The organism is Archangium sp., from assembly GCF_036277355.1.
Classification (GTDB): Bacteria; Myxococcota; Myxococcia; order Myxococcales; family Myxococcaceae; genus Archangium.
This window is the reverse complement of the sequence record NZ_DASUNC010000116.1, coordinates 38,963-55,266: the sequence shown is the minus strand read 5'-3', so window position 1 is coordinate 55,266 and position 16,304 is coordinate 38,963. Positions and strand designations below refer to the sequence as shown.

Here is a 16,304-nt window from a genome sequence, read left to right as displayed (position 1 = left end):
CGCTGACAGCTGTGGACGGCCAGAGAAGCCCGGCTGCTTTCCTGAGCTGCAACCATGGCTCCGCGCGCTGGCCAGCAGTGCTTCAGGTGAGCGGGGGGTAGACGGGCCGGGGCCACGGGGACGAAGCTCGAGGCGGTGTCGCGCGTGCTCGAGGCTCGGACATGGTTCCTCTCCACCTGCTGGGATGTGGCTATACGTTGACGCGGCTGGCGCGCGAGGAGGCCCGGCGGGGACGTCCCGTACGGGCGGTGACGCGCGACGCGGCTCGCCGGGAGGAGCTGTCCCGCGAAGGTGTCCAGCTCCTCTCGCTGGACGAAGCCGTGGCGTCCTCGCAAGGCGCCCACGTGGTCCTCTCCATCCCGCCGGAGGCCGGGCTCGACGCCTCCCTGTCCGAGTCCCTGGCGCGCACGGCTCCCGCCCGTCTCGTCTACCTCTCCTCCACGGCGGTCTACGGCGGCGCGCGGGGACACGTGGACGAGGACACGCCCGTCGACTCGGCCTCCCCGAGGGCCCAGGGCCGCATCGAAGGGGAAGCGACGTACCGTCCGCTCGGTGGAATCAGCCTGCGCATCGCGGGCATCTACGGCCCCGGCCGGGGCCTGCACGAGCGCATCCGTACCGGCACGCTCCGCATCCCCGAGAGCGGGGGAGGCCGCATCTCCCGGGTGCACGTGGACGACCTGGTGGAGGCCATCCGCGTGGTGCTGGAGCGCGGCGAGCCGGGAGGCACCTGGTGCGTGGCGGATGACCGTCCGGCGACCCAGGCCGAGACCGCCGAGTGGCTGTGCGTCCGGCTGGGGCTGCCCCTTCCACCCTCGGTGCCCCTGGCTTCCCTGCACGAGTCCCTCCAGGGCGATCGGGCCATCTCCAATGCCCGGCTGAAGGCCCTGGGCTGGCGGCCCCGCTACCCGGATTTCATCGCGGGTTTCTCGGCCCTCCTGGACCCCGGCGCCTCGCGCTGACAGCCGCGATTCCGCCGACTGACGCCGCCGTCGCTCTCGCAGTCCTCGCTCGTGCTGGAGAAGGGCCCTCGCCCCTGACGCAGCGCGGGGTGCGCCCGTGCAGAAGATGTGCTTTCCGCCCGGAGAAGCCGGGCGCCCGGTGTGCGGTGTGGCCCGGGCCACAGGTGGAGAAGCGCCTCTCGTTTGCGGGTTCTCGGCGAGCCCCCCGGCCTGTCACGCTCGGGGTCCCCGGCTGTACACTGAAGGACCGGGAACTCGGGCCGGCAAGCGGGCCGGCGAGAAGGGGCCATATGTCCACGCTGTTAGCGGCATTCAACGAGGGCGTCAGCCACTCGATGTCCGGCAACCACGAGGCCGCGCTCAAGGTGTTCGACCGCGTGCTGTCCCAGGATCCCAGCCACGTGTTGGCGCTGAGCGCGAAGGGATCCTCGCTCACGAGTCTGGGCCGTCCACACGAGGCGCTGAAGTGTTTCGAGCGCGCCATCGACCTGGACCCCGAGACGGCCGAGCACTACCGCAACGCGGCCATCTGCCAGCTGGAGCTGGACGAGCCCGAGGCGGCGAGGGGGCTGCTGGAGGAGGCCCTGCAGCTCAACACCGAGCTGGCCTGGCGCGAGGCGGCGGCGGTGGAGATCGCCAACCTGGGCGAGGCGCTGCTGACGGAGTCCGGCAAGCACCGCACCCGGGGCATCGGGCTGACGGGCAAGGCGCGCTACCGGCACGCGCGCCACGTGCTGGAGATGGCGCTGGAGCTGTACCCGGCGCTCACCGAGGCGGCCAGGTCCCTCGCGGACGTCTGGGCGCACCTCGGCGACACCGAGAAGCGCGATCAGTACACCCAGCTGGCGGGCCGGCTCCTGCGCGCCTCCGGGGGCTGAGTCAGAGCGGGCGCCACATGAGGTAGTGCGGGCCGATACCGGGCAGCTCGAACTCGGCCCCCTCCACGTTGAAGCCCAGCCGCTTGTAGAAGCCGGACGCCGTCGTGCGCGCGTTGCACCACAGCCGGGTGCCGCCCTGACGCGCCGCGTGATCGATGCAGGCCTGGAGCAGGGCCGCGCCGTAGCCCCTGCCCTGGTTGGAGGCGAGCACCGCCATGCCGCGCAGGCGCCACTCGGTGGTGGACTTCGTGCCCGGCCGGGGCTCGCGGTAGAGCGAGGCCACCCCATGCTGCTGGCCCCCCACGTACAGCGCGAAGTGGACGGTGTCCGGGGCGTCGTCGCCCGGGTAGATGAGCTCCTCGGGCCGCTGGTGGGGGCGGAGCACGACGTGGCGGAGGTAGCGCGTCTCCGAGGCGGGGACTCGTTGGAGCTCGTACGGGGCCATGGTGCGGGGGATTCTCCCGGAGGGGCCGGAAAATAGGGGGAAAATCCACCGGTATGCCGCCCGGGCGCCTCGTGCGTCCTCCTTCCTGGAAACCGGGCAACGAGGTCCAACCTTGAAGGGCACCGCCGTCATGGACGAGACGCCGATGGAAGCGAGGGGCAGCCCCCTCGACTTCGACGTGCTCGTGGAGGGGGAGCAGGCGGCCCTCCTGCGCCTGGCGCGGCGGCTCGTCTGGGACGGGGAGGAGGCGAGGGACCTGGTCCAGTCCGCCCTCGCCGATGCCTACGAGAAGCGCCACACCCTGAAGGATCCGAAGGCCGGTCCGGCCTGGCTGCGGCGCATCCTCGTCTCGCGGGCCATGGGGCTGCTGCGCCGCCGCCGGGTGTGGAACGTGGTGCGCGAGGTGCTGGACCTGGGGCCCGCTCCACAGCCTTCACCCGAGGAGCGCTTCGCCGGTGCCGAGCGCTGGCGCGCCTTCGGCCGGGCCCTGCGCACGCTCCCGGCCCAGCAGGCCACGGCCTTCTCCCTGCGTTACCTGGAGGGGCTCGACCTCGATGCCATCGCCGATGCCATGAACATCGGCCGGGGCACCGTCCGCATCCACCTCTACCGCGCGTTGCAGAAGCTCAAGGCCGCTGACGCGCTCCAATTCCAAGGAGACACCCCATGAGCTGCCAGGACTTCGCCGCGGCCCTCGTGGACGAGCGCCTGCCCAGGCCTCCCGGCTTCCAGGCCCACCTGGAGCAGTGCGCCGCGTGCCGCGCGCTCGCCGGCCTCCACGCCTCCGCCAACTCGCTGCGTCTGCCGGACCCGCCGGTCCCCGCCCGGATTCCTCGCGAGGCGATCCTCGGCGAGGTACGCCGCCGCCAGCATCGCCGCCGCAGGGTGGCCAGCGGCACCGCCACGGCCGCCGTGGTGGCCCTGGTGCTCCTTGTCTCGCCCCGGGTGCGGACGCCGGTGAGCGTCGAGAACGAGCCGGTGGTGGGAGGCCCCGTCGAGGGCTCCCTGCGGGCCGGGGAGCCCGTGGCCGAGGCACCGGTGGGGCAGGGGAGCGAGGTCGTCTCGCTCGAGGTGCTGGTCGACGAGGTGCACGGCTACACGCGCACCAACCCGAGCGTCGAGGACGAGGCGTACGCGCCCTTCGGAGCGCTGGCCGCGTGGGTGCGCCCGCCGGATGTCACGGCGCTCGACTCGGAGCCCTTCCAGACGGCCCTCGCGGTCCTCGAGGTGTCCCGGTGATCTCCCCTCTCCCCCTGGGAGAGGGCCATGCGCAACAAAGGAGCAGAGCCATGATGAAGAAGCTGCTGTGTGCCCTCGTGGTCCTCACCGCGGTCCCCTCGCTGGCGCAGGACAAGGAGGAGGACGTGCGCGTCCGGATGCACGGGCCGGGCGCCGCGCCGATGCCGCCCCGGCCTCCGATGCCGCCGATGCCTCCCGAGCCCCCCATGGGGCCGCCCTCCTTCGGGATTCCGCCGGAGGTGGCGGCGAGGATCGGCCTGCCGCAGACCCTCGTGCAGAAGGTGCAGGACCTGAGCTTCGAGGCCAATGACGCACTGATCGGCCTGGAGGCGGATCTCAAGCGGGCGCAGCTCGCGCTGGAGAAGGAGCTGCGTCAGCCCGCCCCGAACGAGGGGAGCGTGAAGGACCTGGTGGAGAAGGTGGGCCGGGCGGAGACGGCGGTGCGGCAGAACCGGGTGGGCCTGATGGTGGCCATCAAGAAGGCGCTGGGCCCCGACAACTGGCAGAAGCTGGAGGCGGAGATGGGGAGTCTGAGCATGGGAGGCTTCCCGCGCCGGGTCCACGTCTTGCGGCGCATCGAGGATCCGCGGGGTGGCCCGCCGGGCGCTCCCGTGCCCCCCGGGCAGGAGCCCCAGGAGCGCAAGCGGTAGGTCCGCCTCCCCGGAGTGCCGACGAGCCCACACTCCGCACCGGCGTCCCCTTCCATCTCCCGGCCGAGTGTTCATGGTGCCGGGCATGGACGCCGACAAGAAGCACCAGTTGGACGCGGATGCGGCCCAGCTCCAGCGGTTGGGGTACGCGCAGCAACTGCTGCGTGACATGGGTGGCTTCTCCAACTTCGCCGTCTCCTTCTCCATCATCTCCATCCTCACCGGGGCGGTGACGCTCTATGGCCATGGCCTGCGCTTTGGCGGGCCGTTCGTCATGGCGGTGGGGTGGCCGTTGGTGGCGGTGATGACGCTGACGGTGGCGGCGAGCCTCGCGCAGCTCGCCTCCTCGTTCCCCACGGCGGGGGCGCTGTACCACTGGTCGGCGATGCTGGGCGGCCCGCGGGTGGGCTTCTTCACGGCGTGGCTGAACACGATGGGCCAGTTCGCCATCACCGCGGGCATCGACTTCGGGCTGGCGGAGTTCCTGGCGGACATGCTCGGGATGCCGCGGGAGCGGGGCTATGTGCTGCCGCTCTACGCGGCCATCCTGCTGTCGCACGCGGTGCTCAACCACGTGGGCGTGCGCGCGGTGGCGCTGCTCAACAATCTGTCGGCCTGGTACCACGTGGCGGGCGTGGCGGTGGTGATCGGCGCGCTGGTGGCCTTCGCGCCCCGGCAGGACGCGGCCTTCCTGCTCACCCGCTTCACCTCCGAGCCCAACGTCTACACGTACGGTTTCCTGATCGGCCTGTTGCAGGCGCAGTGGACGTTCACCGGCTATGACGCGAGCGCCCACGTGTCGGAGGAGACGGTGGATCCGACGCGCAACGCGCCCTGGGGCATCTTCCTGTCGGTGGCGGTGAGCGCGGTGGTGGGCTACGCGCTGCTGGTGGGGGTGACGCTGGCCATTGGAAACCTGCCGGCGGCGGCCGCGGCGCCCAACCCCTTCCTGTACGTGCTGCGCGAGTCGCTCGGGCCGGCGTTGGGCGGGGCGCTGGTGTGGATCGCGATCGGGGCCATGTGGTTCTGCGGACTGTCCTCGGTGACGTCCAACTCGCGGATGCTGTTCGCGTTCGCGCGGGACGGGGGATTGCCGGGCTCGACGCACCTGGCGCGGGTGTCTCCGCGCTTCCGCAGCCCGCATGTGGCCATCTGGGTGTCGGTGGCGGCGGCCTTCGGGGTGGCGATCTGGAGCGGGGCCTACGCGGCCATGGTGGCACTGAGCACGCTGGCGCTCTATGCGTCGTACGCGCTGCCCATCTGGGTGGGCTGGCGGGCGAGGCGCAACGGGGCGTGGGCGCACCGGGGACCGTGGGACCTGGGACGCTTCTCGCCGCTGGTGAACGGGGTGGCGCTCGGCTGGAGCGCGGTGGTGATGGTGCTCTTCATCCTGCCGCCCAACGCGCTGGCGGGGTACACCTTCGCGGGCGCGCTGGGCCTGCTGATTGTCTACTGGGCGGCATCGCAGCGGCACACGTTCGTGGGGCCGAAGGTGACGTTGCTGGCGCCGGCACCAGTCCAGGCGGGTTCCGGGAAGTGAGATCTGCTAGGACGCGAGAGACGTCCCTTCTTCTGGAGTGGCACACGTATGAGCAAGCGGCAGCAATCCGAGTCCTCCGAGCTGGTCAGTGCCGCGGCGTCCATCGAGGAGGAGCTGCGCAAGTTCGAGTCACTGGCGGAGGAAGTGCGCACGGGGACGATGAAGTCGCAGAAGAACCTGGAGAAGATGGGGAAGCTGCTGACCCAGGTGGCGGACTGCGACGAGCGGATGGTGGGGCACATGCGCACGCTGCTGGGGGTGCTGAACGGGTGGAGGGATCGGCAGCAGACGTTGGCGGCCGAGGTGAACGAGCGGGCGCTGGAGCTGCAGGAGCGCACGAAGGTGTACCAGACGCTGATGGAGCGTTTCGGCGAGCTGGGGCAGCAGGCGGCGTCGTTGAGCTCGCAGATGCACCAGGTGGCGGGGATGACGCAGCAGGGGCAGGCGATGAAGACGGAGGAGGTCATCGCCTCGTTGCAGGCGGTGAACGAGCGGATGACGGAGGTGGCGGAGGGAGCGGGGAAGCTGGCGAGCGACGCGGAGGCGCAGGACTTCATCGACGTGTCGCGCGATGCCGAGTCCCTGCGTCAGCAACTGTTGTCGGCGCGCAACCGGGCGAACCTGTTGCAGCAGAAGCTGCACTCGGCGAATGCCTGAGCCCATTTCCAGCACCCATCGTCCGCACCAACCCCGTTCACACCACGCCCATCTCCCCTCAATTTCCCCTCTCCCCCCGGGAGAGGGACGGGGTGAGGGTATCCGGACCCCGGGTTGAACCTGTCACCCGGGGGCCGGTGTATCGGGAGTAGCCGGAGGCTCCGGGTCCTTGTGGAACATCCGTGCGAGGATCCGTTCCGCGGCATCCGCGAGCAGATCCCGCTCGAGCCGGATCTCCTCGCCGAAGAACCGGGACCCCACGGAGGTATCGAGCACGTGGGTGGCGAGGAGCGCGAAGGCGGCGCCCTCGTCGAAGGAGGTCTCGGAGGCCAGCACACGCTTGCCGGGCTGGAGGTCCTCCTGGTCGAAGCGGCCCTCCCAGGTCTCGCCGAGGGTGACGGAGAAGTACTGAAGGGCCACGTTCCCGGGGCGAGCGGTGTGAGACACGGCGACCACGGCGCGAAGCCGGGCGAGCTCCTCCGGGGTCATCTGCTGTTTCCAGGCCTCGATGGTGGCGTGCATGGTCTCGATCTGATCGCGGGCGGCGTCCTCGGCATTGCGGAGGATGTCGGGGACCTGGGCGCGGGTATAGGCGGAGAGCGCCTCGGCCGAGACACCGCCCGCGGAGAGCACCTGTTCGAGAATCGCGGCCGAGGCCTCGAGGACGCGGCGCTGGCGTGCGCTCTGCTCCTGGGTGAACCCACGGCGCTCGAGACCCTCCAGGGCGGCGGAGATGATCCGCTGTATCCCAGCGAGCCGCTCCCGCGTAGCCGGGTCCACCCCACCACGCCGGCCCGAGAGCAGCACATGAAGGGCGAGGGGAACGTGGGCGACCACCTTGAGCTCGTGGTAGCGCCGGGTGCGCGCGGGCCCGACGAGGCGCTGCCCGCCGCGCCGGAGGATGAGCAGGTCATCGATCTGGGCGATGACCGGGCCCATGCTGGCGAGGATGGCATCCCGGCGGGACGCATAGGCCTCGCGGAAGGCCATGTTGAGCGCGGAGAGCGGATCCGAGGGCTCGAGGGCGGCATCGGAGCTCGGGGGAGCGGACTCTGCGGGACCATCAGCCATGCGAGCACCGTAGCGCGGTGCACGCGGAGGCGCGTGGGTCCCGGGGAGCACCTGCTTCCTGCGCGACAGCGGGCCGGCTCAGGAGGCGCGGGCCCTGGGCAGCTTCGTCCCGCCCAGCTCCAGGATGCGCTGGAAGTGCTCGGGCGTCACGGGGGCCACGCTCAAGCGGCTCCGGGTGATGAGGGGGAACTCCTTCAAATCGCGGGTGGCCTTGACGGTGGCGAGCGTCACGGGCTCCTTCAGGGCGGCCACGGGGCCCACCACGACGGAGGCCCAGTCCTCGCCGGGGGCGGTGGGGTCCTCGGTGGGCCCGGAGAGCACGCGGGCCACGGCCACCACGGCCTTGCCCTCGTTCGAGTGGTAGTAGAGGCACAGGTCCCCGGGCTTCATGGCCCGGAGGTTGTTGCGCGCCTCGAAGCTGCGCACGCCCGTCCACTCCGTCCTGCCGTCCTTCTCCAGCTGGGCGTAGGCGTAGACGGAGGGCTCGCTCTTGATCAGCCAGTACTGGGGTTTCGCCATGGCGGTGCTAGATAGCAGGCCCATGGCCATTCAGGGATACGACGCACTCGACGCCACGGCGCTCGCCGAGCGGGTCCGCGAGAAGGAGCTCCAACCCATCGAGCTGGTGGAAGAAGCCATCTCGCGCATCGAAGCCGTCAACCCGAAGCTCAACGCCGTGGTCCACAAGATGTACGACCAGGCGCGCAAGGCCGCCGCGGGCCCGCTGCCCCAGGGGCCCTTCTCCGGGGTGCCCTTCCTGGTGAAGGACCTGGACGGCTATCTGGCGAACGAGCCCTACGCGGGCGGGTGCCGGGCACTGGTGGGCTTCGTCCCGGACCACGACGCGGAGCTCATGGCGCGCTTCCGCCGCGCGGGCGTCGTCATCGTGGGCAAGACGGCCACGCCCGAGCTGGGCATCCTCGGTGTCACCGAGACGGTGCTCAACGGGCCCACGCGCAACCCGTGGAACCCCGAGCACACGCCGGGCGGCTCCAGCGGAGGCTCGGCGGCGTGCGTGGCGGCCCGGGTGGTGCCCATGGCGCACGGCGGCGATGGCGGTGGCTCCATCCGCATCCCCGCGTCCGCGTGCGGCCTCTTCGGGCTCAAGCCGACCCGCGCCCGCAACCCACTGGGCCCCGACGTGGGGGAGGGGTGGGGTGGCTTCGTCCAGCAGCACGTGCTGACCCGGAGCGTGCGGGACAGCGCCGCGATGCTCGATGCGACCCAGGGGCCGGACCTGGGCGCGCCCTATGCGGTACTTCCCCCCGCGCGGCCCTTCCTCCAGGAGGTGGGCACGCCGCCCGGCCGCCTGCGCATCGCCTTCTCCACCGCCTCGCTCTACGGCAAGCACGTGCACCCGGACTGCAAGGCTGCCGTCCAGGACGCGGTGAAGCTCTGCCAGGAGCTGGGCCACGAGCTCGTCGAGGACGCGCCCAAATTCGATCGCGAGGAGCTGGTGCGCTCGTACCTGGTGAACGTCGCGGCCAACACCACGGTGCAGATGGACGAGATCGCCCGGGCGACCGGCAAGCCCGTGACGGCGGACGACGTCGAGCCCTCCACCTGGGCGCTGGTGCAGCTCGGCGGCATCCTCACCGCGGCGGACCTGCAGCGGGCGCGCAACACCATGCACCGGGCCGGCCGGATGATGGCGGCCTTCCACGAGCGGTACGATCTCTTCCTGGACGCGACGCTCGCGTACCCGCCGGTGCGCATTGGCGAGCTGGCGCCCAAGCCCGCCGAGCTCGCGGCGATGGCCATGCTGCGCAGGCTCCCGCTCAAGCCCGTGTTCCTCAAGCTGCTGGACGTGCTCGCCGCCAACTCCCTGGAGCGGACGCCCAACACGCAGCTCTTCAACCAGACGGGGCAGCCGGCCATGTCCGTGCCGCTCTACTGGAATGCCGCCGGACTGCCGGTGGGCGTGCAGTTCGCCGCGCGCTTCGGGGACGAGGCCACGCTGTTCCGCCTCGCCTCGCAGCTCGAGCAGGCGCGCCCGTGGGCCGGCCGCAAGCCGTCCTGACCTCCAGAAACACCAAGGGCCTGCCCCCGAGGTTGGGAGGCAGGCCCTGGATCGAGCCTCTATCGTCGAGCGAAGTGGCTCAGGTCCCCATCAGATGGGGCGCACGTTCTGCGCCTGCAGGCCCTTGGGGCCGCGGGCGACGTCGAACTCAACGCGCTGGCCCTCGGCCAGGGTGCGGAAGCCCTCGGTCTGGATGGCGGTGTGGTGGCAGAACAGATCCTCGCCACCGCCCTCCTGCGTGATGAAACCGAAGCCCTTCGCGTCGTTGAACCACTTCACAGTACCAGTCGCCATTACTTGTCTTCTTTCTCGTCCGACGCGGTGGAATGCGCCGGATCTCCGCCGCTCTGTGCGATCGGAGGCCCCTATCTGGCAGCTTTGAGGGAACAAAGGAAGTCCCCCCTTTCATTTCTTGGCGAAAAGTGTCGGGGAGTCACCCGGAACGTCCGATGAAGAGCGTATGGAGCGGCCCACCGCCCTTGCCTCGTGCCGGGGTTTCCACGACGTCCGTGGCGAACCCGGCCCGTTTCAGCCGCGTGACGAAGGCCCCGTCCGGTGAGGCGGACCACACCACCAGCACGCCCCGGGGCTTGAGGGCGCGCCGGATGGAGGCCAGCCCCCGCTCGCCGTAGAGCCAGCGGTTCTCCTCCTGGGTGAGCGCCTCGGGGCCGTTGTCCACGTCCAGAAGGACCGCGTCATAGTGCCCCTCCGCCTGGCGGAGCAGCTCCCCCACGTCGCGTGTCTCCACCTTCACCCGGGGATCCTCCAGCGGCCGTCCGGCCAGGGGTCCGAGGACACCCAGGTTCCACGTGACGACGGCGGGGACCAGCTCCGAGACCACCACCTCGGCTCCCGGGGGGAGCCGCTCCAGCGTGGCCCGGACGGTGTAGCCCAGCCCCAGGCCTCCCACGAGCACCCGGGGCCGCTTGCCGCCGAGGCCCGTGCAGGCCACCTCGGCCATCTTCTCCTCGGAGCCGTGCTGGCGGCTGGACATGAGCTCGCGGCCATTCACCCGGATGGCGAACTCCTCGCCCCGTTGGTGCAGCACCAGCTCTCCGCCGCCCGGCGCGGGCGCCCGATCAATCACCTTCCACGGCTTCATCGTCCCGCTACCTTACGCGTTCCCGAGGCAGCGTGGAGGTCCCCTCTCCCCCTGGGTGAGGGAGAGGGTGAGGGTCCGCCGCCCCCTAGCGGGCCTCGGCCGACTCGTCCTGGCCCACCTCGGCCATCAGCGAGGCCAGCTCGGCCTTGAGCTTGTCCTTGGCGCGGATCTCCAGCTGGCGGGCGCGCTCGCGCGAGAAGCCGAAGTGCTCGCCCAGCTCGCTCAGCGTCATCTCCGCGTCGCCCATCACCCGGTTCTCGATGATGAAGCGCTCGCGCGGATCCAGCCGCTGCAGGGCCATGCGGATGCGCTCGCGGGTCATCTGCGCCTGCTGCCGGTCGGCCACCTCGTCCACCTGGGAGGCGGACTCGGACTCCACGAAGTCCAGGTGCGTGGCGTCGCCCTCCTCGCCCACGGGGGCGTCCAGGGACAAGTCACGGCCGCCCATGCGCTGCTCCATCTCGCGTACCTCGGAGGCCTTCACGTTGAGCTTCCGGGCGATCTCCTCGGCGTCCACGATGGCGCCATCCCCCGAGCCCAGCTTCTCCAGCTCGCGGCGCGTGCGGGCCAGGCTGAAGAACAGCCGGCGCTGCGCCTGCGTGGTGCCGAGCTTCACCAGCGACCAGTTCTTCAGGATGTAGTTCTGGATGTACGCGCGGATCCACCACACCGCGTAGGAGATGAGGCGGATGCCCTTGTCCGGATCGAACTTCTGCACCGCCTTCATCAGGCCGATGTTCCCCTCCTGGATGAGGTCGGACATCTTGATGCCGTAGGAGCGGTACTCGTAGGCCACCTTCATCACGAACCGCAGGTTGCTCGTCACCAGGCGGTGGCCGGCGGACAGGTCGCCCGAGCGGAAGTTCCGGGCCAGCGTCTGCTCCTGCTGCACGGTCAGCAGCGGGTACTGGCTGATGTCCGAGAGGTACGTGGTGAGGGTTTCGGCGGAGGAGAGGGAGTGGGAGGCCTGCATGGAGTCTCTCGGGGGATGGAGGACGTTGAGCTTCGCGCTGCGACTTCGTGCCCATTGCCAAGAGCAACGGGGATGCCAGCCGCCAACTGGCACCGTTCCTCAGTGAATGCGCGGGGTTGCATCGCGAGCCCATCGTGCCTAGGGCGGAACCCTGTCGTATTTACAGGGCCGGTTTTGGAGGTTTTTTCGGGCCCCACCTGGACGTACGGAGGCCCACCTCCTGCCCTCGGGTAGGCGGCTGCGGGATTCCCGTGGAGAACCTCGAGCGCATCTTCGAGCCCTTCTTCACCACCAGGCCGGTGGGAGAGGGGACGGGCCTGGGGCTGTCCATCAGCCACGACATCGTCCGGGGGCTGGGAGGAACGCTCTCCGAGGAGCCGCGCCCCATGGCGCCCGGGCGTCACTCCGTGGCCTGAACCCCAGAACTTTCGACGTGCACGGCCGTTCCCCGTGGGCTCCTATTCTCGGGTCCAGGGAAATCCATGCTCGAACACGTCGTCCCACGCGCCCTCCTCGCCCTCCTCACCGTGGGCCTCGTCCTTCCCCCCGTCCATCAGCAGATCCTGGCCGCCCGGGCGGACACGGGTTCACTCGGCGGGCCCGGCCGGCAACTGACCTTCATCAGCACCGACAAGCCCCTCTACCGGCCCGGTGAGCAGGTGATGGCGCGAGGGCTCGTGCTCGAGGCCCAGGGTCATACCCCCCTCGCCAACCAGGTACTGGCCCACGTGGAGATCCGGGGTCCCAAGGGGGATGTCGTCACCTCCTCGCAGGTGGTGAGCGAGCACTCGGTCTGGGGCTACTCCTGGACCGTTCCGGAGGACATGGCCGGGGGCGAGTACACGCTGAGCGTCTCCTATCCCCATACGGGCGAGGCCCCCGCCGAGCGCAAGTTCGACGTCCGGGCCTATCGGGCGCCCCGGCTCAAGTCGCAGATCGAGTTCCTCCGTGATGGTTACGGACCGGGGGACACGGTCACCGCCACGCTCGACGTGAAGCGGGCCGAGGGGGGCATTCCCTCGGGCGCCCGGGTCACCGCCACCGCCCTGGTGGATGGCGTCACCGCGGCGCAGGTGACGGGCGTGGTCGACGCGCGGGGGTTGTGCACCGTCAGCTTCAAGCTGCCTGGCCGGATCGAACGGGGCGAGGGCTCGCTCGCCTTCGCCATCGAGGACGGCGGGGTGGTCGAGACGGCGGCCAAGACGATCCCCATCCTGCTGCGGACGCTCGATCTCACCGTGTATCCGGAGGGCGGTGACCTGGTGGCGGGGCTGCCCTCGCGCGTCTACTTCCAGGCGCTGACGCCCGCGCACGAGCCCGCGGACCTGTCCGGCGCGGTGATCAACCTGGCCACGGGCGAGGTGGTGGCGCGGGTGCGCTCGGAGCACGAGGGCCGGGGCCGCTTCGAGCTGACCCCGAAGGCCGGTGTGAAGTACGCGCTGCGCATCGACGAGCCCTCGGGCATCCGCACGCCCTTCCCGCTGCCCGAGGTGAAGGCCCGGGGCGCCGTGCTGCGTGCGAGCGAGGACGTCATCCCCGCCGGACAGCCCGTGGTGCTCACCGTGGGGCTGTCGGGGGTGAAGCAGGCGAAGCTGACCCTGAGCCAGCGGGAGGTGGAGCTGGCCTCGTCCGTGGTGGATCCGAACGAGAAGGTCATCCTCAACCCGAAGGACGCGGACGGGGTGCTCATCGCCACGGTGTGGGACGCCGACGGCCGTCCGCTCGCGGAGCGGCTGGTGTTCCGCCAGCCCGCGAAGGCCCTGTCCATCGAGTTGAAGGCGAACAAGCCGCGCTACGTGCCGGGCGACCGGGTGGAGCTCACCGCCCGGACGACGCGCGGAGGCAAGCCGGTGCCGGCCCTGGTGATGCTCACCGTCACGGACGACGCGGTGCTGGAGCTCATCGAGAAGCGGGATCAGGCGCCCCAGCTGCCGGTGATGGTGCTGCTCGAGCCCGAGGTGCGGGAGCTGGCCGACGCCCAGATCTACTTCGACGAGAAGAACCCCAAGGCGAAGCTGGCGGTGGATCTGCTGCTGGGCACCCAGGGCTGGCGGCGGTTCGCGCTGGCGGACGCCGAGCAGTTCGTGGCCCAGCATGGAGATCTGGCCCGGCGCGCGCTCGCCGTCCGGGTGCCACTGCCGCAACCGGAGCCGGTTTTCGAGGCGGCCCCCGCCGGGGTGATGGCCGGAGGGCCGCCCCGCATGCGCGCCCTGGTGCCCCAGGCCGCGGGGGTGCCCCAGGCCGCGCCGGTTGCCAAGGCCGTGCCGGCTCCCGCGCCCGTGAAGGCTCCGCCGCCCGCGGCCGTTGCCGCGAAACCCGTGGCGCCCAGGGGCAGGGTGGAGGCGGAGCGCGGGGCCAGGAAGGAAGCCCCGCGGAAACAGGCGATCGCCGCGGACAGGGACATGCCAGCGGAGGTGCTCATGCGGGAAATGACCCAGGACGAAGAGGTCAGGGTCTATTTCCGCGAGTACGCCCACACGGTGCGGCCCGGGCGCGAGCCGGGGGACCGCATGGACTTCACCGAGACGCTCTTCTGGAACGCGGGCGTGCGCACGGATGCGAAGACGGGAGAGGTCCGCGTCTCGTTTGGCCTGAACGACTCGGTCACCAGCTTCAAGGCGTTCGCGGGCGGCGTGGGGGACGATGGCGCGCTCGGCTCGGCGGTGGCCACGATCGAGTCGGTGCAGCCCTTCTATGTCGAGCCCAAGCTGCCGCTCGAGGTGACGTCCGGGGATGTGATCCACCTGCCGCTGGCGCTGGTGAATGGCACGTCCACGGCGCTCCAGGGGGCGGCGGTGAAGGTGGACCTGCGCGGTGACGTGAAGGCGTCCTCCTTCAGCGGGGTGAACCTGGCCGCGAACGAGCGGGCCCGGCGCATCCTGGAGCTGAAGGTCGGTTCCCAGTCCCGGCCCGTGGAGGTGTCGCTCACGGCGAGCGCGGGCAACTACGTGGACACGGTGAAGCGCACGCTGAGCATCAAGCCCAATGGCTTCCCCATCCATGCCTCGTTCGGCGGGCTGTTGTCGTCACGGCAGCCGGTGGTGCACGCGGTGACGCTGCCGGCCAACCTCGTGCGCGGCAGCGTGAAGTCCTCCATCGCGGTGTACCCCTCGCCCCTGGCCAACATGACCGAGTCGCTGGCGCGGCTCATCCAGGAGCCCTCCGGCTGCTTCGAGCAGACGAGCTCGACCACCTATCCGATGACGATGGCGCAGCAGTACTTCCAGACGCACAGCGGGGTGAGCCCCGAGCTGGTGGCGTCGGCGCGCGAGAAGCTGGAGACGGGCTACAAGCGGCTGGTGGGCTTCGAGTGCCCGGAGAAGGGCTACGAGTGGTTCGGAGAGAATCCGGGCCACGAGGCGCTCACGGCGTTCGGGTTGATGCACTTCAGCGACATGAAGCAGGTGCGGGACGTGGACGCCGCGATGCTCGAGCGCACGCGGGCCTGGCTGCTCAAGCAGCGCGATGGCAAGGGCGGCTTCGAGCGGAAGCGGCGCGCGCTGCACACCTGGATCGAGGACCCCGACACCTCCAATGCCTACATCCTCTGGGCCCTGCTGGAGAGCGCGGACAAGCCGGCGGAGCAGGCGCGTGAGCTGGCCAAGGAGGTGGGCGCGTTGAAGGCGGCCGCCACCCAGAGCAAGAACAGCTACGTGCTCGCACTCGCCGCGAACGTGATGAAGCTCGCGGGGGAGGGGGCCGAGGCCCGCAAGCTGATGGAGCGGCTCGCCGCGAAACAGGGGAAGACCGGGGTGGTGGAGGGGGGCACGCAGTCGATCGTTGGCAGCTCGGGCGAGACGCTCGAGATCGAGACCACCGCGCTGGCGGTGCTGGCCTGGCTGAGGGAGCCTGCTCATCTGGTGAACGTGGAGCGCTCGATGCGCTTCCTGGCGGACTCGTGCGAGGGAGGCCGCTACGGCTCGACCCAGAGCACGGTGCTCGCGCTGCGAGCCATCGTCGCCTACGACCAGGTGCGCTCGGCGAAGCGGGCGCCGGGCTCGGTCCGCGTCTATGTGGACGGCCGGCCCGTGGGCAGCGCCGTGAAGTTCGATGGCAAGACGCAGGAGGCGCTCAAGCTGCCGGACGTGTCCGAGCTGCTCAGCGCGGGCGAGCGGAAGATCGAGCTGCGGATGGAAGGCGGCTCGGAGCTGCCCTATTCGATCGAGGTCACCTACAACGCCTTGGTGCCGGCCAGCTCGCCGGACACCCGGGTGGACCTGGAGGTGGCGCTGGCGAAGAACTCCCTGTCCGAGGGCGAGCCCACCGAGGCGCGCGTCCGGGTGACGAACCGGAGCGACGAGAAGCTGTCCACCACGGTGGCGATCTTCGGCGTGCCGGGAGGGCTCGAGGTCCGGCATGACCAGCTCAAGGAGCTGGTGAAGAAGCACACGGTGGACGCCTACGAGGTCATCGGCCGCGACGTCGTCCTCTACTGGCGGGGCATGGAGCCGCGGAAGACGCTGGAGGTGCCGCTGTCGCTCATCGCGGCGGTGCCGGGTACCTACACGGGTCCGGCGAGCCGCGCGTACCTCTACTACGCGGACAATCACAAGGTCTGGCGCGACGGCCTGAAGGTGTCCATCGCTCCGAAGCAGTGAGTGCTTCCCGGCCGGGCAGGCCTTCACACCTGCCAGGACCCGGACATCCGGTGCGTCCCCCTCCTTGATTCGGACTCCTCGCGTGTCTACCTGACGCATCGCACCGAGGCGCGAGGACCCTCCCGTGGGTGGGTTGTTGTGCTATGCGCTCAGGCGGGCCGGACGGGAT

16 protein-coding genes are annotated in these 16,304 nt (G+C 70.5%); 10 read left to right on the top strand and 6 right to left on the bottom strand.

What is annotated here, in order from left to right; genetic code table 11:
- Positions 1 to 161 precede the first annotated feature (161 nt).
- Both VFZ09_RS29585 and VFZ09_RS29580 read left to right on the top strand, forming a co-directional pair.
- Positions 162 to 962 carry an NAD-dependent epimerase/dehydratase family protein gene (locus VFZ09_RS29585; RefSeq protein ID WP_329731047.1) on the top strand — a complete coding sequence of 267 codons (801 nt, stop codon included), beginning with the start codon at positions 162 to 164 and terminating at the stop codon, positions 960 to 962.
- 290 nt (positions 963 to 1,252) lie between these two features.
- Positions 1,253 to 1,840 carry a tetratricopeptide repeat protein gene (locus VFZ09_RS29580; protein ID WP_329731046.1) on the top strand — a complete coding sequence of 196 codons (588 nt, stop codon included), beginning with the start codon at positions 1,253 to 1,255 and terminating at the stop codon, positions 1,838 to 1,840.
- 1 nt (position 1,841) lies between these two features.
- Here the strand turns inward: VFZ09_RS29580 and VFZ09_RS29575 are convergent, their stop codons facing one another.
- On the bottom strand, positions 1,842 to 2,285 hold the full coding sequence (locus VFZ09_RS29575) for a GNAT family N-acetyltransferase (protein WP_329731045.1): 444 nt from the start codon (positions 2,283 to 2,285) through the stop codon (positions 1,842 to 1,844).
- 112 nt (positions 2,286 to 2,397) lie between these two features.
- Between VFZ09_RS29575 and VFZ09_RS29570 the strand changes: the two genes are divergently transcribed.
- The 5 genes from VFZ09_RS29570 to VFZ09_RS29550 all read left to right on the top strand — a co-directional run bounded on the left by VFZ09_RS29570 (position 2,398) and on the right by VFZ09_RS29550 (position 6,371).
- The gene (locus VFZ09_RS29570; RefSeq protein ID WP_329731044.1) at positions 2,398 to 2,955 is read left to right on the top strand and encodes a sigma-70 family RNA polymerase sigma factor; all 558 of its coding nucleotides are present in this window, start codon (positions 2,398 to 2,400) and stop codon (positions 2,953 to 2,955) included.
- A complete protein-coding gene (locus VFZ09_RS29565) occupies positions 2,952 to 3,524 on the top strand; it encodes a hypothetical protein (protein WP_329731043.1) in 573 nt (190 codons plus the stop codon). Before VFZ09_RS29570 ends, VFZ09_RS29565 begins: the two co-directional genes overlap by 4 nt.
- Before the next feature lie 50 nt (positions 3,525 to 3,574).
- Complete coding sequence (locus VFZ09_RS29560; RefSeq protein WP_329731042.1) at positions 3,575 to 4,174, top strand: periplasmic heavy metal sensor; 600 nt, start codon at positions 3,575 to 3,577, stop codon at positions 4,172 to 4,174.
- 85 nt (positions 4,175 to 4,259) lie between these two features.
- Positions 4,260 to 5,714 carry an amino acid permease gene (locus tag VFZ09_RS29555; RefSeq protein WP_329731041.1) on the top strand — a complete coding sequence of 485 codons (1,455 nt, stop codon included), beginning with the start codon at positions 4,260 to 4,262 and terminating at the stop codon, positions 5,712 to 5,714.
- A 48-nt stretch (positions 5,715 to 5,762) separates the two neighbouring features.
- Positions 5,763 to 6,371, top strand: a complete 609-nt coding sequence (locus VFZ09_RS29550) for a hypothetical protein (RefSeq protein WP_047858431.1) — start codon at positions 5,763 to 5,765, stop codon at positions 6,369 to 6,371.
- Between the two features lie 123 nt (positions 6,372 to 6,494).
- Here the strand turns inward: VFZ09_RS29550 and VFZ09_RS29545 are convergent, their stop codons facing one another.
- Together VFZ09_RS29545 and VFZ09_RS29540 are read right to left on the bottom strand one after the other, a co-directional pair.
- Positions 6,495 to 7,442 carry a hypothetical protein gene (locus tag VFZ09_RS29545; RefSeq protein ID WP_329731040.1) on the bottom strand — a complete coding sequence of 316 codons (948 nt, stop codon included), beginning with the start codon at positions 7,440 to 7,442 and terminating at the stop codon, positions 6,495 to 6,497.
- A gap of 78 nt (positions 7,443 to 7,520) precedes the next feature.
- Positions 7,521 to 7,961: an EVE domain-containing protein gene (locus VFZ09_RS29540; RefSeq protein WP_329731039.1), complete on the bottom strand. Its 441-nt coding sequence runs from the start codon at positions 7,959 to 7,961 to the stop codon at positions 7,521 to 7,523.
- Between the two features lie 22 nt (positions 7,962 to 7,983).
- Between VFZ09_RS29540 and VFZ09_RS29535 the strand changes: the two genes are divergently transcribed.
- Entirely contained in the window at positions 7,984 to 9,462 is a 1,479-nt protein-coding gene (locus VFZ09_RS29535; RefSeq protein ID WP_329731038.1) for an amidase, read from the top strand.
- Between the two features lie 90 nt (positions 9,463 to 9,552).
- Here the strand turns inward: VFZ09_RS29535 and VFZ09_RS29530 are convergent, their stop codons facing one another.
- The 3 genes from VFZ09_RS29530 to VFZ09_RS29520 all read right to left on the bottom strand — a co-directional run bounded on the left by VFZ09_RS29530 (position 9,553) and on the right by VFZ09_RS29520 (position 11,537).
- Complete coding sequence (locus VFZ09_RS29530; RefSeq protein ID WP_043433126.1) at positions 9,553 to 9,756, bottom strand: cold-shock protein; 204 nt, start codon at positions 9,754 to 9,756, stop codon at positions 9,553 to 9,555.
- 139 nt (positions 9,757 to 9,895) lie between these two features.
- A complete protein-coding gene (locus tag VFZ09_RS29525; RefSeq protein ID WP_329731037.1) occupies positions 9,896 to 10,564 on the bottom strand; it encodes a hypothetical protein in 669 nt (222 codons plus the stop codon).
- A gap of 85 nt (positions 10,565 to 10,649) precedes the next feature.
- Positions 10,650 to 11,537: an RNA polymerase factor sigma-32 gene (locus VFZ09_RS29520; RefSeq protein WP_329731036.1), complete on the bottom strand. Its 888-nt coding sequence runs from the start codon at positions 11,535 to 11,537 to the stop codon at positions 10,650 to 10,652.
- Between the two features lie 47 nt (positions 11,538 to 11,584).
- Between VFZ09_RS29520 and VFZ09_RS29515 the strand changes: the two genes are divergently transcribed.
- Positions 11,585 to 11,953, top strand: coding sequence for an ATP-binding protein (locus tag VFZ09_RS29515; RefSeq protein ID WP_329731035.1), 369 nt, complete (start codon positions 11,585 to 11,587; stop codon positions 11,951 to 11,953).
- Positions 11,954 to 12,019: 66 nt separating this feature from the next.
- Positions 12,020 to 16,135, top strand: a complete 4,116-nt coding sequence (locus tag VFZ09_RS29510) for an MG2 domain-containing protein (RefSeq protein WP_329731034.1) — start codon at positions 12,020 to 12,022, stop codon at positions 16,133 to 16,135.
- Positions 16,136 to 16,304 lie beyond the last annotated feature (169 nt).